Here is a 22,117-nt window from a genome sequence, read left to right as displayed (position 1 = left end):
GAGGGGCGGGTCAAATCCCTGTGACCTGACGTCTTCCGGACTGCCCGCCCCATCGTTTTTTTATACCCGCGAAAAATGAAATTTAACCAGGAGTGCCGCATATGGCTGGAACGGCGGGGCGTTCCGGGCGTCGCCCCAAGCCAACGGCGCGCAAGGCGCTGGCCGGAAACCCCGGCAAGCGAGCCCTGAATAAAGATGAACCTGTTTTTACGCCCATCAAAGGTGTTGAGCCACCGGAGTGGTTCGCTGAAGAAGATCTCCCTCTCGCCACGATCATGTGGCAACTGACAACCAAAGAACTCTGCGGTCAGGGCCTGCTGTGCGTGACTGACCTCGCGGTGCTTGAGCGGTGGTGCGTGGCCTATGAGTTCTGGCGACGTGCCGTGAAAAATATTGCCAGCCAGGGCAACACCATTACCGGTGCAATGGGCGGTATGGTCAAAAACCCGGAGCTGACCGCCAAGAAAGAACAGGAGTCCGAGATGAGCAGCACGGGGGCAATGCTCGGACTCGACCCCAGCAGCCGCCAGCGTCTGATTGGCCTGGCGGGGAAGAAGAAAGCCACTAACCCGTTTCTGAAAATCATCGAGTCATGAGCCGGAAATCTTACCCCAACGTAAATGCTGCCAATCAGTATGCCCGGGATGTCGTGCGCGGAAAGATTGTTGCCTGCCAGTTTGTGATTCAGGCCTGCCAGCGCCATCTTGATGACCTGATGGCGGAAAAAAGTAAGTCGTTTCGTTACCGCTTCGACAAGGACCTGGCTGAACGGGCCGCGAAATTTATTCAGCTGTTGCCGCACACCAAGGGTGAGTGGGCATTCAAACGGATGCCCATCACGCTGGAGCCGTGGCAGCTATTTGTGATCTGCTGTGCGTTTGGCTGGGTCAATAAAGGCACCCGGTTGCGCCGCTTCCGGGAGGTGTATACCGAAATCCCCCGTAAGAACGGCAAATCAGCAATCTCTGCCGGTGTTGCCCTGTATTGTTTTGCCTGTGATAACGAGTTTGGCGCGGAAGTGTATTCCGGTGCCACGACAGAGAAACAGGCGTGGGAAGTCTTTCGCCCGGCGCGACTGATGTGTAAACGCACACCCATGCTGACGGAAGCGTTCGGGATTGAGGTTAACGCCTCAAACATGAACCGTCCGGAGGATGGCGCGCGGTTTGAACCGCTGATCGGCAACCCCGGTGATGGTTCATCACCCCACTGTGCCGTGGTTGATGAATATCACGAGCATGCCACCGATGCGCTTTATACCACAATGCTTACCGGGATGGGGGCGCGACGTCAGCCACTGATGTGGGCCATCACCACCGCCGGGTACAACATTGAGGGGCCGTGCTACGACAAGCGGCGGGAAGTCATCGAGATGCTCAACGGCTCGGTGCCTAACGATGAACTGTTCGGGATCATCTATACCGTTGATGAAGGTGACGACTGGACCGACCCGCAGGTGCTGGAAAAAGCCAATCCAAATATTGGCGTGTCGGTTTATCGCGAATTTTTGTTAAGTCAGCAGCAGCGTGCGAAAAATAACGCCCGTCTGGCAAACGTCTTTAAAACGAAACACCTCAATATCTGGGTGTCGGCACGTTCGGCGTATTTCAACCTGGTGAGCTGGCAGAGCTGCGAGGATAAATCACTGACCCTTGAGCAGTTCGAGGGGCAGCCGTGCATTCTGGCCTTTGACCTGGCGCGTAAGCTGGATATGAACAGCATGGCGCGACTTTATACCCGCGAGATTGACGGTAAAACGCATTACTACAGTGTGGCCCCGCGCTTCTGGGTACCGTATGACACGGTGTACAGCGTCGAGAAAAATGAAGATAGACGGACAGCCGAACGCTTTCAGAAATGGGTGGAAATGGGCGTCCTGACCGTTACCGATGGTGCAGAGGTGGATTATCGCTACATCCTCGAAGAGGCCAAAGCGGCGAACAAAATCAGCCCGGTCAGTGAGTCACCCATCGACCCCTTCGGGGCGACCGGGCTGTCACATGACCTTGCTGATGAAGATCTGAATCCCGTCACTATCGTCCAGAACTTCGCCAATATGTCCGATCCGATGAAAGAGCTGGAAGCAGCGATTGAATCGGGACGCTTTCATCATGACGGCAATCCCATCATGACCTGGTGTATCGGCAATGTGGTCGGCAAAAACATGCCTGGTAACGATGATTTAGTGAAGCCCGTCAAGGAGCAGGCGGAAAACAAAATCGATGGTGCGGTTGCACTGATTATGACGATCGGTCGGGCAATGCTCAAAGAACCTGGCGATTTCCTCTCATCTCTTGATCCGGACGATGATCTCTTAATTCTATGAAATCACTAATTGCTGATGTTATCGGGCTGACTGGTTTTGGCCTGCTTACGTGCGGAGTTTACCTGCAGTTTGGTATGGCTCCGGCTCTGATTTTGTCCGGTGCTTTACTGCTGGTGGGTGCACTGGTTATGGTCAGAAGGGGGACGCGTGCTGCTTGATGCTCTGTTCAGAAGTAAATCACTGGAGAATCCTTCCACCCCGATAACCGGGGATGCCGTTGATACTGATGGGCTGTTCCGGGCAGACGTTTATGTCAGTCCTGAAACTGCGATGAAACTGGCTGCGGTGTATTCCTGTATCTATGTCCTGTCTTCCAGCCTTGCCCAGATGCCGTTGCATGTTATGCGCAGGCACAATGGGAAGGTTGAGCCCGCACGCGATCATCCGGCGTTTTATCTGGTTCATGATGAGCCCAATACCTGGCAAACCAGTTACAAATAGCGCGAACTGAAGCAACGTCACATCCTTGGCTGGGGGAATGGGTATACCTGGGTGAAACGTAATCGTCGCGGTGAAGTCATATCCCTGGATTGCTGTATGCCGTGGGAAACGACGCTGATGAATACTGGTGGCCGATACACCTACGGTTTGTACAACGAATATGGGGCGTTTGCGATCAGCCCCGACGATATGATCCACATCCGAGCGCTGGGTAATAATCAGAAGATGGGGCTGAGTCCGATTATGCAACATGCCGAAACAATAGGCATGGGGATGAGCGGTCAGAAGTACACAGAAAGCTTCTTCAGCGGTAATGCCCGTCCGGCGGGGATAGTATCCGTTAAAAGCGGACTCAATAAGGAAAGCTGGGGCTGGCTTAAAGAACAGTGGCAGAAGGCATCGCAGGCGTTACGCCGCCAGGAAAACAAAACCATGCTGCTGCCAGCCGATCTGGATTACAAGGCACTGACTGTGTCGCCAGTTGACGCTCAGATCATTGACATGATGAAGCTGAACCGTTCAATGATCGCCGGTATTTTCAATATTCCTGCGCACATGATTAATGACCTCGAAAAAGCCACCTTCTCCAATATTTCTGCGCAGGCGATTCAGTTTGTCCGCTACACGATGATGCCGTGGGTGACGAACTGGGAGCAGGAGCTTAACCGTCGCTTGTTTACCCGCGCTGAGTTAGCCGCCGGGTATTACGTCAGGTTCAATCTGACGGGGCTTTTACGCGGAACTCCGCAGGAGCGCGCGCAATTCTATCACTTCGCTATTACCGATGGATGGATGAGCCGTAATGAGGCCCGCGCATTTGAGGATATGAATCCGGTTGAAGGGCTGGACGAGATGCTGGTAAGCGTGAATGCTGCTAACCCGGCAGGAGATTTTAAGCCCCCAAAAAACGATGAGGGAAAAACCAATGAATGACCGTGAAATCCGTTGTTACAGCGGTGAGGTGCGTGCTGAGCGGCATGACGATAACCCGGCGCACATTATCGGTTATGGATCGGTGTTTGACTGTCGTTCTGAGCTGATATTCGGTTCATTCCGCGAAATCATCCGGCCCGGCGCTTTTGACGATGTGCTTGGTGATGATGTACGCGCACTGTTTAACCACGATCCTAATTTTATTCTTGGGCGTAGTGCAGCAGGCACGCTGAATCTTTCAGTTGATGAGCGCGGATTACGCTATGACATCCAGGCTCCGGAGACACAGACCATTCGTGATCTGGTGCTGGCCCCGATGCAACGTGGAGATATTAACCAGTCATCTTTCGCTTTCCGTGTCGCCCGTGACGGTGAGGAGTGGTATCAGGATGAGGACGGGGTTGTTATTCGCGAGATAACCCGCTTTTCCCGTCTGCTGGATGTCAGTCCTGTGACATATCCTGCCTATCAGGAGGCTGACTCGGCTGTTCGCTCCATGAAAGCATGGCAGGAGGCGCGCAACAGTGGCGCGCTACAGAAAGCCATTAATCAACGTATGGCGCGTGAACGCGTCCTGACCCTTCTTAACGCGTAAAGGAAACATCATGAAACTGCATGAACTGAAACAGAAACGTAATACTATCGCAACTGACATGCGCGCCCTGAATGAAAAAATTGGTGATAACGCATGGACGGAAGAGCAGCGCACTGAGTGGAACAAAGCAAAATCCGAACTGGAAGCGCTTGATGAACGAATTGCACGCGAAGAAGAACTGCGTCGTCAGGATCAGGCGTACATTGAAAGCAATGAGGAAGAGCAGCGTCAGAATCTTGATCCGGAAAACAATCCGCAACAGGATGAGAAACGAGCTCAGGTTTTTGATAAGTGGATGCGTCACGGTGCCAGTGAGCTGACATCAGAAGAACGAAAGGCGTTGCGTGAACTTCGTGCCCAGGGTGTAGCTCAGGATGAAAAGGGCGGATATACCGTACCAGAAACATTCCTGGCGAAAGTTGTTGAGAAGATGAAATCCTACGGTGGCATCGCCAGTGTGGCGCAGATTCTGACCACTTCTGACGGTCGCACTATGGAGTGGGCAACAGCTGATGGTACTTCCGAAGTTGGTGTTCTGCTGGGCGAAAATGAAGAAGCCGGTGAAGAAGACACCGATTTCGGTATGGGAAGTCTTGGGGCGCTCAAAATGACATCGAAAATCATTCGTGTGTCTAATGAGTTGCTGCAGGACAGCGCGATCGATATGGAAGCTTATCTTGCCCGTCGCATTGCTGAACGTATTGGTCGTGGTGAAGCCCGTTATCTGATTCAGGGAACTGGTGCTGGTACGCCTAAACAACCCAAAGGGCTGGTCGCATCTGTGACCGGCACAACACAGACTGCCGCGGCAAATACGGTGAAGTGGCAGGAAATTCTGGCTCTGAAACACAGCATTGATCCTGCATATCGTCGCGGGCCGAAATTCCGCCTGGCGTTTAACGATAATACGCTGAAACTGATCAGTGAGATGGAAGACGGTCAGGGACGCCCTTTATGGTTGCCGGATATTGTTGGTGTGGCACCTGCTTCAGTGTTGAATGTACCGTATGTCATTGATCAGGAAATTGATGATATCGGGGCGGGTAAAAAATTCATGTTCTGTGGTGACTTTGATCGCTTCATTATCCGTCGTGTGCGATACATGATTCTTAAACGTCTGGTTGAGCGTTACGCGGAATATGATCAGACTGGTTTTCTGGCCTTCCATCGTTTTGACTGTATCCTGGAAGACACCTCTGCCATTAAAGCGCTGGTGGGGAAAGGTAGCGTTGGTGGTTGATTAGTCTTTTTACGTAATACAGCACGCCGCGTAATGCGGTTTTTTTGTGCCCGCGTTCTGGCGGGCACAGGAGGTTTTATGCTGTTAAAAATGGAAGAGATTAAGCTTCAGCTCCGTCTGGATGATGATTTCTCTGATGAAGATGAGTTGCTTGAACTGCTTGGTAAGGCCGCTCAGAGTCGTACGGAAAACTTCCTTAACCGTAAGTTGTATGCAACCGCAGATGACAGGCCTGCGGATGATCCTGATGGGCTTGTGATATCTGATGATGTGAAGCTGGCGCTTCTGCTACTTGTCAGCCATTTCTACGAAAACCGCTCAACGGTTACAGACGTTGAGAAAATGGAGTTGCCAATGAGTTTTAACTGGTTGGTTGTTCCTTATCGCCTTATACCACTATGAAAATTCGTCAGGCGCAGACCAGCGCAACCTACATTCTGCCGGACCCCGGCGAACTGAATAAACGCGTCCTGATCCGCCAGCGGGTGGATATGCCCGCGGATAACTTTGGCGTGGAGCCTCAATACCCGGTTGCGTTCCGGGCATGGGCGAAGGTTATCCAGACCAGTGCCACCACCTGGCAGGAAACCGCGCAGACCGGAGACGCCATCACCCATTACATCACCATTCGCTACCGCCGGGGGATCACTGCTGATTATGAGGTGGTCTGTGATGACAGTGTGTACCGGGTGAAACGTCAGCGCGATCTGAACGGGGCGCGGCGCTTTCTGCTGCTGGAGTGTACGGAACTGGGCGAATTTACGCAGAGTCACGGAGGCAGCAATGGCGACTCCCTTTTTTCACGTTGATGTTCAGCAGCCCGCGGAGATGCGCTTTAACCGCGCCCGTGTCCGGCGGGCGTTTGTCACGATTGGGCAGCGTCATATGCGTGATGCCCGTCGGCTGGTGATGCGCCGTGCGCGGTCGGCACCGGGTGAAAACCCCGGTTATCAGACCAGGACGCCTGGCTCGTTCGATTGGTTACATGGTGCCGAGAGCCAGTAAAAAGCGAGCCGGTTTTATGACACGCATTGCCCCTAACCAGCGCAACGGGAAGGGGAACCGGATGATCTCTGGTGACTTCTATCCGGCGTTTCTGTTTTTTGGTGTCCGGGGAGGAGCAAAACGTCGTCGTAGTCATCATCGTGGTGCATCCGGTGGCAGCGGCTGGCGGCTGGCTCCACGTAATAACTTTATGGTGGAAACGCTTGAAAAGAACCGCAGCTGGACACGCTATTTTCTGGCGCGGGAATTGCGTAAATCACTGAAGCCGGAGCGACGACACAGATGAAACTGACGCCTGTTATTGCTGCGCTGCGTGCCCGCTGCCCGTATTTTGAAAACCGGGTGGCAGGCGCGGCACAGTTCAAAAATCTGCCGGAGGTCGGAAAGCTGAGACTCCCGGCGGCGTATGTGGTACCGGGTGATGACTCTCCGGGAGAAAACAAAAGCCAGACCGACTACTGGCAGGAGCTGAAAGAGGGCTTCTCCGTGGTTGTCATACTGAGTAACGGGCGTGATGAGCGCGGTCAGTTTGCCTCGTATGATGTGGTGGACGATGTCCGGCAGATGCTCTTTAAGGCTCTGCTGGGCTGGAACCCGGAAGCGTGCGGTAACCCGATTACCTATGACGGCGGCACGCTGCTGGATCTGAATCGTCATGAGCTGATTTATCAGTTCGATTTTTCGGTCATCAGCGAGCTGACCGAAGACGATACCCGCCAGCAGGATGAGCTGAACAGTCTGGATGAACTGCGAACGCTGGCGATTGATGTTGATTATCTCGATCCCGGTAACGGGCCTGACGGCGATATCGAACATCACACCGAAATAACCCTTCCTTCCTGAGAATCTTCATGTTTGTGAAACCTGTTAAAGGGCGGTCAGTGCCTGACCCTGCCCGCGGTGACCTTTTGCCCGCCGAAGGGCGAAATGTTGACGAGAACAACTACTGGCTGCGCCGTGAAGCAGCGGGTGATATCCGGCGCGTGAATAAAAAGGTGAACACCGATGACGATAAGCTTTAACACCATTCCGTCGAATACGCTGGTTCCGCTGTTTTATGCGGAAATGGATAACTCGGCGGCGAATACTGCACAGGACAGCGGGGCATCGTTGCTGATTGGTCACGCCAATAACGGTGCAGAGATTGTTGCCAACAGTCTGGTGCTGATGCCGTCGGCAGACTATGCACGCCAGATTTGTGGTGCGGGAAGTCAGCTGGCGCGTATGGTCGAGGCTTATCGCCAGACCGACCCGTTTGGCGAGCTGTATGTGATTGCCGTTCCGGAAGCCACAGGCGCGGCGGCAACGGTTACGCTGACGGTGACCGGAGCAGCAACCGAAACCGGCACGGTGAATGTGTATGTGGGACGTACCCGCGTGCAGGCACCGGTGACCAACGGCGATAACGTCACGACGATTGCCAGCAGTATCAAAGATGCCATCAATGCCGTTCCGGCCCTGCCGTTTACGGCCTCATCTTCGGCAGGCGTGGTCACACTGACCGCGCGTCATAAGGGGCTTTGCGGGAATGAAATTCCTGTCAGCCTCAATTACTACGGCTTTGGTGGGGGCGAAGTGCTGCCAGCGGGTGTACAGATTGCCGTGGCGACGGGGACCGCCGGAACGGGCGCTCCGGTTCTCACCGGTGCGGTGGCTGCAATGGCGGATGAGCCGTTTGATTATATCGGTCTGCCGTTCAACGACACGGCCTCCGTTAACACGCTGGTGGCCGAGATGAACGATACCAGCGGTCGCTGGAGCTATGCGCGTCAGCTGTATGGTCATGTGTATACGGCAAAGATCGGCACGCTGTCAGAACTGGTGACCGCAGGTGACCAGTTTAACCAGCAGCACATCACCCTGGCGGGGTACGAAAAAGAGACCCAGACGCCTGCCGACGAGCTGGCGGCAAGCCGTACCGCCCGCGCAGCGGTGTTTATCCGCAACGATCCGGCACGTCCCACGCAGACCGGTGAGCTGGTGGGTATGCTGCCTGCGCCGAAGGGGAAACGGTTCACGATGACCGAGCAGCAGACCCTGCTGTCTCATGGCGTGGCAACGGCGTATGTCGAAAGTGGGGTGCTGCGCATTCAGCGTGATGTCACCACGTACAGGAAAAATGCTTACGGGGTTGCGGATAACAGCTACCTCGACAGCGAGACGCTGCATACCAGTGCGTATGTACTGCGCAAACTGAAATCCGTCATTACCAGTAAGTACGGGCGTCACAAGCTTGCCTGTGACGGTACCCGCTTTGGTCCCGGTCAGGCGATTGTCACCCCGGCGGTGATCAAAGGGGAACTGCTGGCAACCTACCGTCAGCTCGAGCGTGCGGGGATCGTGGAAAACTACGAACTGTTCAAGCAGTACCTGGTTGTGGAGCGTGATGCCAGCGATCCGAACCGCCTGAACACGCTGTTCCCGCCTGACTATGTTAACCAGTTGCGTGTCTTTGCCGTGGTTAACCAGTTCCGTCTTCAGTATTCAGAGGAGTCTGCATAATGGCCCGTATCGGGGGAACCTGTTATTTCAAAATTGACGGTCAGCAGCTATCGCTGACCGGCGGCATTGAGGTGCCCATGAACAGGACGGTCAATGATGACATCATCGGCCTGGACGGTTCAGTGGACCGCAAGGAAACTCACCGTGCGCCTTATGTCAAAGGGACCTTCAAGGTGCCGAAGAATTTTCCGGTGAGCAAAATCACCTCGTCTGATGAGATGACCATCACTGCCGAGCTGGCGAACGGTCAGGTCTATGTACTGTCGTCTGCCTGGCTGCACGGCGAAGCGAACCATAATGCCGAAGAAGGCACGGTCGATCTTGAGTTCCACGGTGAAGAAGGGGATTACCAGTAATGAAAGAGCTTGAGTTAAAGAAACCGATTACCGCTCATGGCGAGACACTCTCCGTACTGGAGTTTGATGAGCCCACCGGGAAAGATGTCCGCGAGCTGGGGTATCCCTACCAGATGAATCAGGATGAGTCCGTCAGACTTCTGGCGCATGTGGTATCGAAATATATTGTGCGGCTGGCGAAAGTGCCGCAAAGCTCTGTCGACCAGATGTCTCCGGCAGACCTGAATGCAGCGGCGTGGCTTGTGGCTGGTTTTTTCCTCCAGGCCTGACGGCTGAATACCTTACTGATCGCTTCTTTGATTGCGCCAGCTACTGGCGCATTAATCCCTTCGAATTGCTGAATATGCCGATCAGTGAAATTCCCTTGCTGGTCAGTCAGGCAAACAGGATAGAGCAGGAGAAACGCACACATGGCTGAATTTGAGCTTAAGGCGTTGATCACCGGTGTCGACAGGCTTTCTCCCGCGCTGTCGAAAATGCAAAAGAAAATCCGGGGATTTAAACGCCAGGCGGAAGAAGCGTCACAGGGTGGGTTGGCGCTTGGTGGCGGACTGGCAGCGGGTCTGACGCTTTCCCTGAAATCTTATGCCGATCAGGAAAACGCCGCCACCGGGCTGAAAGTCGCCATGATGGATGCGAATGGCGAGGTTGGAAAGAGCTTTCAGGACATCAATAAACTGGCTATTGGCCTGGGTAACCAGCTACCCGGTACAACGGCTGATTTCCAGAACATGATGCAGATGCTGGTGCGTCAGGGGATCCCGGCAGAAAACATTCTTGGCGGTGTGGGTAAAGCGACAGCTTATCTTGCGGTACAACTGAAAAAAACACCGGAAGCGGCTGCTGAGTTTGCTGCAAAGATGCAGGATGCTACCGGAACGGCGTCAGAAGACATGATGGGGCTGTTCGACACTATCCAGAAGGCGTTTTATCTGGGCGTTGACGATACCAACATGTTGTCCTTCTTCACTAAAACCAGTTCTGTTCTGAAGATGGTGAACAAGGACGGTCTTCAGGCTGCACAGAGCCTTGCCCCTATCAGCGTCATGATGGATCAGATGGGGATGAACGGGGAGTCGGCAGGTAATGCCCTGCGAAAAGTTATCCAGTCCGGATTAAGCGTTAAGAAAATCAGGGACGTCAATAAAATCATGGCCCGCCAGAAACTCGGGGTACAGCTCGATTTTACTGACGGCAAAGGAAGTTTTGGCGGTCTTGATAACATGTTCAGGCAACTGGCAAAGCTGCGAAAACTGACCGACGTTAAGCGAACAGGTGTACTTAAGGCAATATTTGGTGATGATGCCGAAACCCTTCAGGTGGTCAATGCACTAATCGATAAAGGAAAGGATGGCTACGATCAGATCCAGCAGAAGATGAATAAACAGGCCAGCCTGAATAAACGTGTTCAGGCCCAGCTTGGTACGCTGTCCAACCTGTGGGAAGCAATGACGGGGACCGCAACTAACGGCCTTGCGGCTATTGGCGGCGCATTTTCTGGTGACGCCAAAAATATCACGCAATGGCTGGGGGAGTTGGGGGAGAAATTCACGAAGTTTGCGGATGAAAATCCCCGGGTTATTCGCGGCGTCGTCGGGCTTGCTGCCGGTCTTGCGATTCTGAAACTGGGATTGATGGGCGTGGGCAGTGCCATCAGTATCGTCAGCAGGATCATGTCGATGACGCCCATTGGCATGATTGCGACGGCGATTGCCCTGGCTGCGGGATTAATTATCACTAACTGGGATGTTGTCGGACCTTATTTTAAGAAACTCTGGGAAACCATTAGTCCTTATTTTGAGGCTGGCTGGGAACTTCTGAAGAAGGTTTTTGCCTGGTCGCCGCTGGGGATGGTGATCAATAACTGGGGACCGGTTGTTAAGTGGTTTCAGGATATGTGGGATAAGCTGAAGCCTATTATTGAATGGTTTACCGACAGTTCCGGTGACACGGTCGATGCCATTAACTCGGCGCAGTGGGGCGCGGGTGCTTATGATGCTTATGGGACGGGAATACCGGCACGGGGATACACGCCTTATCCGGCGGTGGATCCGGCTCAGGCAAACAACGCCTCCGATGCCACAGGCTCGAATCCCTTCATGATTAATAAAGCTACCGCGCCAAAAGTTGATGGTGAGATCAAGGTATCATTTATAAATATGCCACCAGATATGCGGGTTACGGAAACACGCTCCAGTGGCATTGATATAAATCACGATGTTGGCTATACCCGATTTTGGTAGCCAGGATTCCCCTCACAGGTATTGCTGGTTGTAAGTCATAAATAGAGTGATAGAATTAATGCACATTTAGAAAAATGTTAATAGGCGAAAAATGAAAGGCTATATCACAGCAAGTGTAATTCTTGGAGCAGCGGCTATTTTTTCATCTCTCATAATCTCTGGCAACATCTCCTTTAAAGATGAACATATTATTCAGTTATCTGGAGGAGCCATAAAACTTGGTGATGTTTATAAAGAAAATAAATTGATAAGTGCAAAGATTATTTTTCCAGATAATCAGGGTGAACAGATTCTTGTTGTCGACGGCAATCCTGAAAACTTTAAGGAGGATTTTCAGGAGAAATTAAATAAAGTAATAAAAACTTTAAATGCGTCAAAGAAAAAAGATGAAGAGAAAGTTAGCCTGGATAATTTAAGTGTTATTGAAGAGTCTAAACTAGAGCTCGTTTCTGCGGTGCGTTACTCTGCTCAGTATGTTCCTATGTTTACTCTGACGCTGGACAAAAAAGAAATTACCATGCCTAAAAATACGGTAATATTTCCATTTGCCAGCGATGAAACAGCTAAGTATTTAAATGAACAACAGCAAAAGTATAAAGATTCGTTGTTTCTGACTCGCTAATTAATAAAATTCATTACAAGGCCACCTTCTAATAGGTGGCTTTTTTATTTTCGGAGTGTATATGACGTGGAAAGACAGGCTTCAGGATGCGTCATTTCGAGGTGTGCCGTTTAAGGTTGAAGAAGAAAGTGCGGGAACCGGTCGCCGTGTGGAAACACATGAATACCCGAACCGCGACAAGCCCTATACCGAAGATCTGGGAAAAGTCACTTTCCGCCCGTCCATCACAGCTTATGTGGTGGGAGATGACTGCTTTGACCAGCGCGATCGCCTGATTGAAGCGCTGAATAAACCCGGTCCCGGCAAGCTTGTCCACCCGACATATGGTGAGCTGAAAGTCTGTGTTGACGGGGAAGTTCGGGTCAGCACATCGAAAAGTGAAGGGCGTATTGTCCGCTTTGACCTGAAGTTTGTCGAAGCAGGAGAACTCTCTTACCCCACATCAGGTGCGGCGACGGCGCAGACGCTGATGTCATCCTGTTCTGCACTGGATGACTGCATCAGTGACAGTTTCAGTGGTTTCAGTATCGATGGCGTGGCGGATTTTGTGCAGAACGACGTCGTCGGTAATGCCAGCACAATGCTTGGGTATGTTTCTGATGCGATGAAAGTGGTGGATTCTGCCGTATCGGATGCCGCCAGACTGTTGCAGGGGGATATCTCGGTACTTCTGCCGCCGCCATCGTCAGGCAAAAATTTCGTTGAGCAGGTGCAGAAAATGTGGCGTACCGGGAAGCGCCTTTATGGTAACGCCAGCGACCTGGTCACCATGATCAAAACGCTTTCCGGTGTCAGCCTCGGCAGCGATCTGCAACCGCGCGGCGTCTGGAAAACGGACAGTAAAACCACCGCCACGGCTACGCAGCAGCGTAACGTGGTTGCCAGCACCCTTCGTACGACCGCAATCAGCGAAGCGGCGTATGCCGTCACCCGATTGCCTGCGCCAACAACTTCCGCGGTGATGCAGAATTCCGCAGTGGGGCAGGCAACAACACCCGCGCAGAGCACTGGCTGGCCTTCCATCACGCATCCGGCACTGAACAATGCACCGGCGGTGAAAAACACGGTTGACCTGCCGACGTGGGAAGAACTGACTGACATTCGCGACACACTGAATACGGCAATTGATAAGGAGTTGTCCCGTACAACCAGCGATGCGCTGTTTCTGGCGCTGCGCCGGGTGAAAGCAGATCTGAATGCGGATATCAACACGCGCCTTGAACAGTCTGCACGGATCATTCAGCGCACACCGGATGAGGTTTTACCCGCGCTGGTGCTGGCGGCGACCTGGTTTGATAACGCGGCGCGTGACGCGGACATTATCCGGCGTAATGCCATTACGCATCCCGGCTTTGTGCCGGTGATCCCTCTGAAGGTGCCAGTGCAATGAACGATAACGTCACGCTACGGGTAAATGGCCGGGAGTGGAATGGCTGGACATCGGTGCGCATCGGTGCCGGTGTTGAACGACTGGCGCGGGATTTCAGTGTGGAGATCACCCGCCAGTGGCCGGGAGATGAGGGTATCACCACGCTTCAGCCGCGCATTAAAAACGGTTCAAAAGTGGAGGTGCTGATTGGTGATGAGCTGGTGATCACCGGCTGGGTGGAGGCGACGCCCGTTCGTTACGATGCCCGTTCGGTCAGCACCGGTATTGCCGGACGCAGTCTGACCGCTGACCTGATTGACTGTGCAGCCGAACCGACACAGTTTAACGGACGATCGCTGGTACAGATTGCGCAGGCGCTTGCTGCGCCTTTCGGCATTGAGGTGGTGAACAGCGGTGCGCCGTCGGGTGTTATTCCTGATGTCCAGCCTGATCACGGTGAAACGGTGATTGAGGTAATCAACAAAATACTCGGTCAGCAGCAGGCGCTGGCTTATGACGACCCGCACGGCAGGCTGGTGATTGGCGGTATTGGCTCAACGCGGGCACATACCGCGCTGGTACTTGGGGAAAACATCCTTTCCTGTGATACGGAGAAGAGTATCCGGGAGCGGTTTTCTGTTTACCAGGTGGCGGGGCAGCGTGCCGGAAACGACGATGATTTCGGTGAGGCCACCACCACCGCGCTGCGGGCCCGCACAGAGGACGCATTTATTGCCCGTTACCGTCCGATGTATATCAGGCAGACAGGGCAGGCTACGGGGGCAGGCTGTATTGCGCGTGCTGACTTTGAAGCCCGGCAACGGGCGGCGCGGACGGATGAAACCACCTATGTGGTGCAGGGCTGGCGACAGGGTAACGGTACGCTGTGGCAGCCCAACCAGCGGGTGATTGTCTTCGATCCGGTCTGTGGTTTCGACAATACCGAACTGCTTGTCTCGGAAGTCACGTTTACTCAGGACCAGAACGGCACCCTGACGGAAATCCGTGTCGGCCCGCCTGATGCTTATCTGCCTGAACCCGAAGATCCCGGCGCGCGGAAAAAGAAAAAAGCCAGAGTACAGGAGGACCCGTTCTGATGAGGACGATTGAAGCAATGCAGCGACAACTTCTCGGCCTGATTGGGCGGGCAGTGGTGAAAAGCATCAGTGCCGCCACGAAATGTCAGACCGTGGATGTGTCCCTGATTGCCGGTGAACCCAAAGCCGGGGTTGAACATCTTGAACCCTACGGTTTTACCGCAAGGGCAAACAGCGGTGCGGAAGCGGTGGTGTTGTTTCCGGATGGCGACCGTTCTCATGCGGTGGTTGTTACGGTGTCGGACCGGCGCTACCGCCTGAAAGGGCTGCAGACGGGTGAGGTGGCTGTCTATGACGATCAGGGGCAGTCTGTGACGCTGACCCGGGAGGGGATCGTGGTGGACGGTGCAGGTAAAACGATCACGTTTCGCAATGCGCCCAGAGCACGTTTTGAAATGGACCTGGAAGTGACCGGACAGGTGAAAGACCTGTGCGACTCCGGCGGTACCACCATGTCAGCGATGCGGCTTGCCTATAACGGGCATCGTCACAGAGAGAACGGTCAGGGCAGTAACACCGACAAACCTGATAAAGCGATGGAGGCATGATGGAACTGTGGCTGACGGTGAACGGTAAACGCACCTGCGCCAGCGCACAACTGGATCCGCTGACCCGCGCCGTGGTGATTTCCCTGTTTACCTGGCGGCGGGCGGAGCCTGATGACAACGCCGACGTCCCGATGGGATGGTGGGGGGATACCTGGCCTGCGGTACAGAATGACCGTTACGGCTCCCGACTGTGGCTGCTTCAGCGCAGCAAACTGACCAATCAGCTGGTGCAGACGGTAAGGGGGTATATCCGCGAATGCCTGCAATGGATGATTGATGACGGCGTGGTGTCCCGTATTGATCTGGATATCCGCCGCACCGGGATTAATGAACTGGGTAACAGTATCACTCTCTGGCGTCGTGACGGACCGGTAATGATTTCTTTTGATGATCTGTGGAGTGCGATAACGCATGGCGGACAGTGAATTTCAGCGCCCGACGCTGGCAGAAAATATCAGTATGCTCCGTAACGATTTATTCGCCAGGCTGGACGTCAGCGACACGCTCCGGCGCATGGATGAAGACGTGCGGGCAAAGGTGTATGCGGCGGCGCTGCATACGGTTTACGGTTACATCGATTATCTGGCAATGAACATGCTGCCTGACCTGTGCGATGAGTCCTGGCTGGCGCGACATGCTGCGATGAAACGGTGTCCGCGCAAGGGGGCCACGGCTGCCAGCGGGTATATGCGCTGGGAAGGTGTCAGCGATGGCCTGAAGGTGACTGCCGGGAGTGTTATTCAGCGCGATGACCTGGTTCAGTACACGGCAACTGCCGATGCAACCAGCTCCGGTGGTGTCCTGCGCGTGCCGATCGCCTGCTCAACTGCAGGCGCGGTCGGTAACGCTGACGATGGTACGGCATTAATCCTGGTCACGCCGGTGAATGGTCTGCCGTCTTCCGGTGTGACTGACACCCTGACAGGCGGATTTGATACTGAAGAGCTGGAAACGTGGCGCGCCCGCGTCATTGAGCGGTATTACTGGACGCCTCAGGGCGGGGCTGACGGGGACTATGTCGTCTGGGCTAAAGAAGTGCCCGGCATTACCCGCGCATGGACATACCGTCACTGGATGGGAACGGGAACTGTCGGTGTGATGATTGCCAGCAGTGACCTGATTAATCCCATTCCGGAAGAATCAACGGAAACGGCAGCAAGACAACATATCTGGCCACTGGCCCCGGTGGCAGGCTCTGATTTGTATGTGTTCAGGCCGGTGGCGCATACGGTGGATTTTCATATCCGCGTGACGCCGGACACACCGGAAATACGGGCTGCCATCACCGCCGAGTTGCGTTCGTTCCTGCTGCGTGATGGTTATCCGCAGGGAGAACTGAAGGTATCGCGTATCAGTGAAGCGATTTCCGGTGCGAACGGGGAATACAGCCATCAGTTGCTTGCACCGGCGGACAATATCTCCATTGCAAAAAATGAGCTGGCAGTTCTGGGGACGATTTCATGGACGTGACAAACGATGATTATATCCGTCTGTTGTCGGCACTGTTGCCGCCCGGTCCGGCGTGGTCAGTCAGCGATCCGGCGATTGCCGGTGCAGCACCGTCATTAACCCGTGTTCATCAGCGTGCGGATGCCCTGATGCGGGAGCTGGATCCGCGCACCACCACCGAACTGATAAACCGCTGGGAGCGTCTGTGCGGCCTGCCGGATGAATGTATTCCCGCAGGGACACAGACCCTTCGCCAGCGTCAGCAACGGCTGGATGCGAAGGTTAACCTGGCGGGCGGCATCAACGAGGATTTTTATCTTGCACAGCTTGCTGCCCTGGGCAGACCAGATGCCACCATCACGCGATACGACAAAAGCACCTTCACCTGCTCATCGGCCTGTACTGACGCGGTGAATGCGCCGGAATGGCGGTATTACTGGCAGGTCAACATGCCAGCTGCCACCAACACCACCTGGATGACATGTGGTGATCCCTGTGATTCCGCACTGCGTATCTGGGGCGACACCGTTGTCGAGTGTGTGCTTAACAAACTCTGCCCTTCGCATACCTACGTAATTTTTAAATATCCGGAGTAATCCATGCATCGTATAGACACGAAAACCGCGCAGAAGGATAAGTTCGGCGCGGGTAAGAACGGTTTTACCCGTGGTAACCCCCAGACCGGCACACCTGCCACCGATCTGGATGATGACTACTTTGACATGTTGCAGGAAGAACTCTGCAGCGTGGTGGAGGCATCCGGTGCCAGCCTGGAGAAGGGGCGGCATGACCAGCTGCTTACTGCGCTTCGTGCGCTGCTGTTAAGCCGCAAGAATCCGTTTGGCGATATCAAATCGGACGGCACGGTGAAAACGGCTCTCGAAAACCTTGGTTTGGGAGAAGGTTCGGCATTACCCGTTGGTGTGCCTGTTCCGTGGCCCTCAGCCACTCCGCCAACAGGCTGGCTGAAATGCAATGGTGCGGCTTTTTCTGCTGAAGAATACCCGGAACTGGCAAAGGCTTACCAGACCAATAAATTGCCTGATTTACGCGGTGAATTTATTCGTGGCTGGGATGACGGTCGCGGGATTGATACTGGTCGCGCTTTGCTTAATTGGCAGCCACACACAATTTTGGACCATGCACACTATATGGAATTATGGACAGGGGACGGACTCGCCGCAGGAAGTGCACGGGAAGGAGTAAACCCAGGAATACTGGCTACATACGGTGACGGGGGAATAGTTAAAACGGACGAACCCGGTCTTAAGGTGCCTTCCTCACTACGAGCTCTTAGCTCTCGTAGTGTTAAACGTTATGGTGAAATTAGTGGAAATGTAGGTACAGAAACTCGTCCTCGTAACATCGCTTTTAATTATATTGTGAGGGCCGCATGATGAATAAAGCTATATTAAATAGCGAACTCATTGCAATAAAAGCGGGAGACATTATCATTTATAATTATGATGGTGAAACGCGGGAATATATTTCTACATCAACTGAATATCTCGCTGTCGGCGTCGGTATCCCGGCATGTTCCTGTTTGGATGCACCAGGTATACATAAAGCTGGTTATGCAATCTGTCGCTCTGTAGATTTAAATTCATGGGAATATGTGCCAGACCATCGCGGTGAAGTTGTCTATAGTACCGAAACGGGAGATACCAGAGAAATCACAGTTCCGGGTGATTACCCTGAAAATACAACCACTATCGCCCCATTAACGCCATACGATAAATGGGATGGTGAGAAATGGGTGACCGATACTGAGGCACAGCATAGCGCCGCAGTAGAAGCGGCAGAAGCACAGCGCCAGTCACTGATTGATGCAGCAATGGCTTCCATTAGTCTGATTCAGCTGAAATTACAGGCCGGGCGGAAACTGACTCAGGCAGAAACAACCCGACTTAACACCGTGCTGGATTACATTGACGCGGTGACGGCAACAGATACCAGCACCGCGCCGGATGTCATCTGGCCTGAACTGCCGGAGGCGTAGGCCATTCAATATCGGGTGCTGTTGAAGTATCAACACGCATCAGCAGCACACGGTATTTCTTCCATTCGGTGAGAGTTGAAGTTTCTTCATCAGTTGCGATATCAGCATCAACAGCATCCTGACGCCAGGATATTTCACTGTCAGCTTTTTCCCGTAATTGGGATTTTTTAACTTCAGCAATAGCTATTAATTCCTTTTTGGTCGGCTGAGGAATATCTATCAGTGCTGGTTTTCCATTCAGTGTTCCAATCTGTTTTCCTGGTGGAATATCCATAAATAACTTTTTATGTTCTTCCTCACTGACTATTACACCATCATCAGGCCACAGACCTGATGCCTCAAATTTTTCTTTCTCCGATATGGGGAAAAAGCCATTTGATTTAGCGCTCCATACGTACATATCAATACCCCACCGCTATAATGTCCACATTAAATCCCCCGGGACCTGCCTGCCAGATGCTGGCCCCTGTTAATGATTTTGTTTGATGAACAACCGCCACATTTGCTGGTGATTGTGTTTCAGTTGTTACAGTACCGATATCATTCCAGTTAATTGAGATGGAATAGTTCGTTGTTGTAAACGACCGGGGGAAAGTTATGTGTCTTGCATTGGTGCCAATAGGAAATCCAAGATAAACACGCTGAATTATCATTCCTCCAGGTAACATAACCCAGTTAGCACCTTCTCCAAAACCAACGTTTATGAAAATGCAGAAATAACGAGCAAATGGCATCATTCCTGCTTTTGTCAGGGGGATCTACCATGCTTATTGGCTATGTACGCGTATCAACAAATGACCAGAACACAGATCTACAACGTAATGCGCTGAACTGTGCAGGATGCGAGCTGATTTTTGAAGACAAGATAAGCGGCACAAAGTCCGAAAGGCCGGGACTGAAAAAACTGCTCAGGACATTATCGGCAGGTGACACTCTGGTTGTCTGGAAGCTGGATCGGCTGGGGCGTAGTATGCGGCATCTTGTCGTGTTGGTGGAGGAGTTGCGCGAACGAGGCATCAACTTTCGTAGTCTGACGGATTCAATTGATACCAGCACACCAATGGGGCGTTTTTTCTTTCATGTGATGGGGGCCTTGGCTGAAATGGAACGAGAACTGATTGTTGAACGAACAAAAGCTGGACTGGAAGCTGCTCGCGCACAGGGACGAATTGGTGGACGTCGTCCCAAACTTACACCAGAACAATGGGCACAAGCCGGACGATTAATTGCATCAGGAGTTCCGCGCCAGAAAGTTGCGATTATCTATGATGTTGGCGTATCGACTTTGTATCAGAGGTTTCCGGCAGGAGATAAATAAAGACACAGCTCGTCGAATTCAAGAACGTGTGAGCCAATCTCATGATGATTCATTATTTTCACATAGAGTCAATGACAAAAAACGGCTGCAAGGTAAACCACAACGATGGCTTTGTTAATTGATAGCGGTTTTGGTACTAAATGATACAAATTAAAATGAATATCCTAGTGAATTACAACAATTTCAGGAGGAAATAGTATGCCAAGAAAAACGCTAGAAAATTTGGTAAATGTTGCACGTCAGACTCAGGAAATAGCGGATAAGAGAAGCCGTTTTTTCGGGTATCTTGAACAGCATGGCTTGAAGAGGAATGAGGATAGTGCTCACCTTTTTGCTATGCATTTACGGTTGCAACACAATGAAAGAGATAATCTTGTCCATGAACTGATGTCCGGATTACATCATAAATAGTGCATCATTCGAGCAAGAATATTATAAGACAATAAACCAGCCAAAAACTGGCTGGTTGAACGTTAACTTTTTGAATTTAATCAATTAACTTTGGTGTATGTCTTGGTAAGTCTCATCCGTCAGAGCCAATTTCATGCAAATATCATCGTTAAGACTGACAATATCTTCGATCAGTTTATTGATCTCGAAATCGTTAAGTTTTGATACTGTTGCTTGAACTCGCCCCTCATCGCCAGTGGCATCAAACTTAGTCAGTTCCTTACATAATTCATCGAACCTGCTTTGTAAGGCATTTGGAATATCATCGGCTGTTTTAAGATGCCCAAGGCTAAAAACATACGAATTAATCAAGCGTTCTTGAATACTTCCATGGCCCGCAAGAGTAAGTACTGCAGTATGAAATTTTTCATGTGCATACTTTAAGGACATATCTGGTCTCCGTGACTTATAACCTCAACCGACATAAATGGGGTTAAGTGATTATTCTGAAACAATAGTGTTGAACTGACCTATAGAAACAGCACCCTTTTCAATTACCTCTAAGTAACTGATTTTAATATGAGAGTTGTTTGACAAAGCGTCAACAATAGCTGTCAACTCATCTTGGGTGATAACATCAGCTGAAGCTTTGATTGTGAAGCATTCGTCATTAGAGACCCTAACAACGTTAATATTAATATCCTGATTTGTTGGCCCTGTTCTGGTTACACCTTTGATGGAAAATATATCAGTTCGTTCTTTACGTTCTCTATCTACAGATTGTCGGCTGTTGTAGGTATTTAGGTCTTGTCGTGTTAGTTTCTCATTTCCTAAAGTCACGGTTTCGACAGTAGGATCAGCAGCTAATTGCTTCACTAAAGCACTTTTACCTGCTTGTCCGTGACTAGTAACTTTATCGCTAATCGCTGATTTCCCATAGATTTTATAATCTAATGTTGCTTCTATGGCTTTGTTTATGCCATCGGATGTGGTTTTCGCAATTTCAACCTGCCGATCAGTTGCATGTCTTTCTGTTACGGCATTTTCTGAAATGTAGTGATAACCACATGTGCTGGCCGCGCCAACCATTGTGATTATAACAAGCATTTTCTGCCAGCCGTTCAGTCCAGACATAGTATCTCGCAAAAAATCAGTTACTGCGTTGATGATCTTGTCAGTGGTGCCTTCCGCATCACTAGAACCTTCGCTAATTTTAAAATTTATATCAAGTCGTTGCTTGTCTTCATTAGTCAAGCGTTGAAGATTCTGCGATCCGTATCGTATGGTTGCAAACGCCCGCTGTATCTCCTCGTTGAGCATTGACATACCAAACAACATTGCTGATGTAATTGATGAATGATACCGCTCTCCTTTAACATTTATGTCTAAGGATGGCCAGCCTGCAAACTTTACGTTAGGGAAAATAAACTCTTTAGAATCAAGCCCCTCTCGGGCTTTCATTTCTTCCAGAAAGTTTAGAAAATCATCTTCACTACGGATCAGAAAATCAATCGAATCCACAGTAGCTTCCATATGAATATCCTTATTAAATTCTCATTCGGTTACTGTTTATTGTTGACTGATCAATAAAAAAGCCCGCAATTTGCGGGCTTTTTTCACACTTGAGAGCCGCGGCTCCTTTGCGTATCCTTTTTTGTCTCCTCACCGTCTGGTCGGTGTCCTG

General features: G+C 51.8%; 28 protein-coding genes and 2 pseudogenes. 26 read left to right on the top strand and 4 right to left on the bottom strand.

Features of this window, described 5'->3' with window-relative positions:
* Positions 1-101 precede the first annotated feature (101 nt).
* The 24 genes and pseudogenes from ACJHW7_RS11350 to ACJHW7_RS11235 all read left to right on the top strand — a co-directional run bounded on the left by ACJHW7_RS11350 (position 102) and on the right by ACJHW7_RS11235 (position 18,725).
* Positions 102-596: a phage terminase small subunit P27 family gene (locus ACJHW7_RS11350; protein ID WP_000929180.1), complete on the top strand. Its 495-nt coding sequence runs from the start codon at positions 102-104 to the stop codon at positions 594-596.
* The gene (locus ACJHW7_RS11345; protein ID WP_044527610.1) at positions 593-2,326 is read left to right on the top strand and encodes a terminase large subunit; all 1,734 of its coding nucleotides are present in this window, start codon (positions 593-595) and stop codon (positions 2,324-2,326) included. Before ACJHW7_RS11350 ends, ACJHW7_RS11345 begins: the two co-directional genes overlap by 4 nt.
* A complete protein-coding gene (locus ACJHW7_RS11340; RefSeq protein ID WP_015364398.1) occupies positions 2,323-2,484 on the top strand; it encodes a hypothetical protein in 162 nt (53 codons plus the stop codon). Before ACJHW7_RS11345 ends, ACJHW7_RS11340 begins: the two co-directional genes overlap by 4 nt.
* Positions 2,474-3,700, top strand: a pseudogene (locus tag ACJHW7_RS11335) (phage portal protein). The gene ACJHW7_RS11340 and the pseudogene ACJHW7_RS11335 overlap by 11 nt, the downstream one beginning before the upstream one ends.
* Entirely contained in the window at positions 3,693-4,295 is a 603-nt protein-coding gene (locus ACJHW7_RS11330; protein WP_000999805.1) for an HK97 family phage prohead protease, read from the top strand. The pseudogene ACJHW7_RS11335 and the gene ACJHW7_RS11330 overlap by 8 nt, the downstream one beginning before the upstream one ends.
* Positions 4,296-4,305: 10 nt before the next feature.
* A complete protein-coding gene (locus tag ACJHW7_RS11325) occupies positions 4,306-5,535 on the top strand; it encodes a phage major capsid protein (protein ID WP_000766100.1) in 1,230 nt (409 codons plus the stop codon).
* A 78-nt stretch (positions 5,536-5,613) separates the two neighbouring features.
* Positions 5,614-5,937: a head-tail connector protein gene (locus ACJHW7_RS11320; protein ID WP_000924829.1), complete on the top strand. Its 324-nt coding sequence runs from the start codon at positions 5,614-5,616 to the stop codon at positions 5,935-5,937.
* Positions 5,934-6,344, top strand: a complete 411-nt coding sequence (locus ACJHW7_RS11315) for a phage head closure protein (protein ID WP_000702395.1) — start codon at positions 5,934-5,936, stop codon at positions 6,342-6,344. Before ACJHW7_RS11320 ends, ACJHW7_RS11315 begins: the two co-directional genes overlap by 4 nt.
* Positions 6,319-6,826, top strand: a pseudogene (locus ACJHW7_RS11310) (hypothetical protein). The gene ACJHW7_RS11315 and the pseudogene ACJHW7_RS11310 overlap by 26 nt, the downstream one beginning before the upstream one ends.
* Positions 6,823-7,383 (top strand): hypothetical protein, encoded by a 561-nt coding sequence (locus tag ACJHW7_RS11305; RefSeq protein WP_000779296.1) that lies wholly within the window; start codon positions 6,823-6,825, stop codon positions 7,381-7,383. Before ACJHW7_RS11310 ends, ACJHW7_RS11305 begins: the two are co-directional and overlap by 4 nt.
* A gap of 8 nt (positions 7,384-7,391) precedes the next feature.
* Positions 7,392-7,562: a DUF2635 domain-containing protein gene (locus ACJHW7_RS11300; protein ID WP_000497751.1), complete on the top strand. Its 171-nt coding sequence runs from the start codon at positions 7,392-7,394 to the stop codon at positions 7,560-7,562.
* Positions 7,546-9,042 carry a phage tail sheath subtilisin-like domain-containing protein gene (locus ACJHW7_RS11295; RefSeq protein ID WP_054625654.1) on the top strand — a complete coding sequence of 499 codons (1,497 nt, stop codon included), beginning with the start codon at positions 7,546-7,548 and terminating at the stop codon, positions 9,040-9,042. The genes ACJHW7_RS11300 and ACJHW7_RS11295 overlap by 17 nt, the downstream gene beginning before the upstream one ends.
* Positions 9,042-9,398: a phage tail tube protein gene (locus tag ACJHW7_RS11290; RefSeq protein WP_000090998.1), complete on the top strand. Its 357-nt coding sequence runs from the start codon at positions 9,042-9,044 to the stop codon at positions 9,396-9,398. Before ACJHW7_RS11295 ends, ACJHW7_RS11290 begins: the two co-directional genes overlap by 1 nt.
* Positions 9,398-9,667 carry a phage tail assembly protein gene (locus ACJHW7_RS11285; RefSeq protein WP_000661054.1) on the top strand — a complete coding sequence of 90 codons (270 nt, stop codon included), beginning with the start codon at positions 9,398-9,400 and terminating at the stop codon, positions 9,665-9,667. The genes ACJHW7_RS11290 and ACJHW7_RS11285 overlap by 1 nt, the downstream gene beginning before the upstream one ends.
* Before the next feature lie 141 nt (positions 9,668-9,808).
* Positions 9,809-11,641 carry a phage tail tape measure protein gene (locus ACJHW7_RS11280; RefSeq protein ID WP_024244102.1) on the top strand — a complete coding sequence of 611 codons (1,833 nt, stop codon included), beginning with the start codon at positions 9,809-9,811 and terminating at the stop codon, positions 11,639-11,641.
* Positions 11,642-11,732: 91 nt separating this feature from the next.
* A complete protein-coding gene (locus tag ACJHW7_RS11275; protein ID WP_000679479.1) occupies positions 11,733-12,263 on the top strand; it encodes a hypothetical protein in 531 nt (176 codons plus the stop codon).
* A 61-nt stretch (positions 12,264-12,324) separates the two neighbouring features.
* Positions 12,325-13,653, top strand: a complete 1,329-nt coding sequence (locus tag ACJHW7_RS11270; protein WP_063118235.1) for a DNA circularization protein — start codon at positions 12,325-12,327, stop codon at positions 13,651-13,653.
* A complete protein-coding gene (locus tag ACJHW7_RS11265) occupies positions 13,650-14,729 on the top strand; it encodes a phage baseplate assembly protein (protein WP_020219053.1) in 1,080 nt (359 codons plus the stop codon). The genes ACJHW7_RS11270 and ACJHW7_RS11265 overlap by 4 nt, the downstream gene beginning before the upstream one ends.
* On the top strand, positions 14,729-15,277 hold the full coding sequence (locus ACJHW7_RS11260) for a phage baseplate assembly protein V (protein WP_001259084.1): 549 nt from the start codon (positions 14,729-14,731) through the stop codon (positions 15,275-15,277). Before ACJHW7_RS11265 ends, ACJHW7_RS11260 begins: the two co-directional genes overlap by 1 nt.
* Entirely contained in the window at positions 15,277-15,702 is a 426-nt protein-coding gene (locus ACJHW7_RS11255; protein WP_000424747.1) for a phage GP46 family protein, read from the top strand. The genes ACJHW7_RS11260 and ACJHW7_RS11255 overlap by 1 nt, the downstream gene beginning before the upstream one ends.
* On the top strand, positions 15,689-16,747 hold the full coding sequence (locus tag ACJHW7_RS11250) for a baseplate J/gp47 family protein (RefSeq protein WP_063118236.1): 1,059 nt from the start codon (positions 15,689-15,691) through the stop codon (positions 16,745-16,747). Before ACJHW7_RS11255 ends, ACJHW7_RS11250 begins: the two co-directional genes overlap by 14 nt.
* Positions 16,738-17,322 (top strand): YmfQ family protein, encoded by a 585-nt coding sequence (locus tag ACJHW7_RS11245; protein ID WP_000383572.1) that lies wholly within the window; start codon positions 16,738-16,740, stop codon positions 17,320-17,322. Before ACJHW7_RS11250 ends, ACJHW7_RS11245 begins: the two co-directional genes overlap by 10 nt.
* A 3-nt stretch (positions 17,323-17,325) precedes the next feature.
* The gene (locus ACJHW7_RS11240; protein WP_072847817.1) at positions 17,326-18,123 is read left to right on the top strand and encodes a phage tail protein; all 798 of its coding nucleotides are present in this window, start codon (positions 17,326-17,328) and stop codon (positions 18,121-18,123) included.
* Positions 18,123-18,725, top strand: a complete 603-nt coding sequence (locus ACJHW7_RS11235) for a tail fiber assembly protein (protein WP_063118164.1) — start codon at positions 18,123-18,125, stop codon at positions 18,723-18,725. The genes ACJHW7_RS11240 and ACJHW7_RS11235 overlap by 1 nt, the downstream gene beginning before the upstream one ends.
* Here ACJHW7_RS11235 and ACJHW7_RS11230 read toward each other — a convergent pair.
* Together ACJHW7_RS11230 and ACJHW7_RS11225 are read right to left on the bottom strand one after the other, a co-directional pair.
* Positions 18,697-19,125, bottom strand: coding sequence for a tail fiber assembly protein (locus tag ACJHW7_RS11230; protein ID WP_021546515.1), 429 nt, complete (start codon positions 19,123-19,125; stop codon positions 18,697-18,699). The genes ACJHW7_RS11235 and ACJHW7_RS11230 overlap by 29 nt on opposite strands.
* A 1-nt stretch (position 19,126) precedes the next feature.
* Positions 19,127-19,462 carry a phage tail protein gene (locus ACJHW7_RS11225; protein ID WP_088172158.1) on the bottom strand — a complete coding sequence of 112 codons (336 nt, stop codon included), beginning with the start codon at positions 19,460-19,462 and terminating at the stop codon, positions 19,127-19,129.
* Between the two features lie 26 nt (positions 19,463-19,488).
* Between ACJHW7_RS11225 and pinE the strand changes: the two genes are divergently transcribed.
* On the top strand, positions 19,489-20,043 hold the full coding sequence (pinE, locus tag ACJHW7_RS11220; RefSeq protein ID WP_000904997.1) for a site-specific DNA recombinase: 555 nt from the start codon (positions 19,489-19,491) through the stop codon (positions 20,041-20,043).
* Positions 20,044-20,241: 198 nt separating this feature from the next.
* Positions 20,242-20,454 (top strand): hypothetical protein, encoded by a 213-nt coding sequence (locus ACJHW7_RS11215; RefSeq protein ID WP_001137529.1) that lies wholly within the window; start codon positions 20,242-20,244, stop codon positions 20,452-20,454.
* 84 nt (positions 20,455-20,538) lie between these two features.
* Here the strand turns inward: ACJHW7_RS11215 and ACJHW7_RS11210 are convergent, their stop codons facing one another.
* Both ACJHW7_RS11210 and ACJHW7_RS11205 read right to left on the bottom strand, forming a co-directional pair.
* Positions 20,539-20,883, bottom strand: a complete 345-nt coding sequence (locus ACJHW7_RS11210) for a hypothetical protein (RefSeq protein ID WP_000054185.1) — start codon at positions 20,881-20,883, stop codon at positions 20,539-20,541.
* Positions 20,884-20,934: 51 nt separating this feature from the next.
* A complete protein-coding gene (locus tag ACJHW7_RS11205; RefSeq protein ID WP_021530618.1) occupies positions 20,935-21,966 on the bottom strand; it encodes a hypothetical protein in 1,032 nt (343 codons plus the stop codon).
* Positions 21,967-22,117 lie beyond the last annotated feature (151 nt).

The sequence above is a fragment of the Escherichia sp. WS1152 genome (genome assembly GCF_046487665.1).
Classification (GTDB): domain Bacteria; phylum Pseudomonadota; class Gammaproteobacteria; order Enterobacterales; family Enterobacteriaceae; genus Escherichia; species Escherichia coli.
The sequence above is the reverse complement of the archived record's forward strand: the minus strand, read 5'-3'. Positions and strand labels throughout refer to the sequence as shown.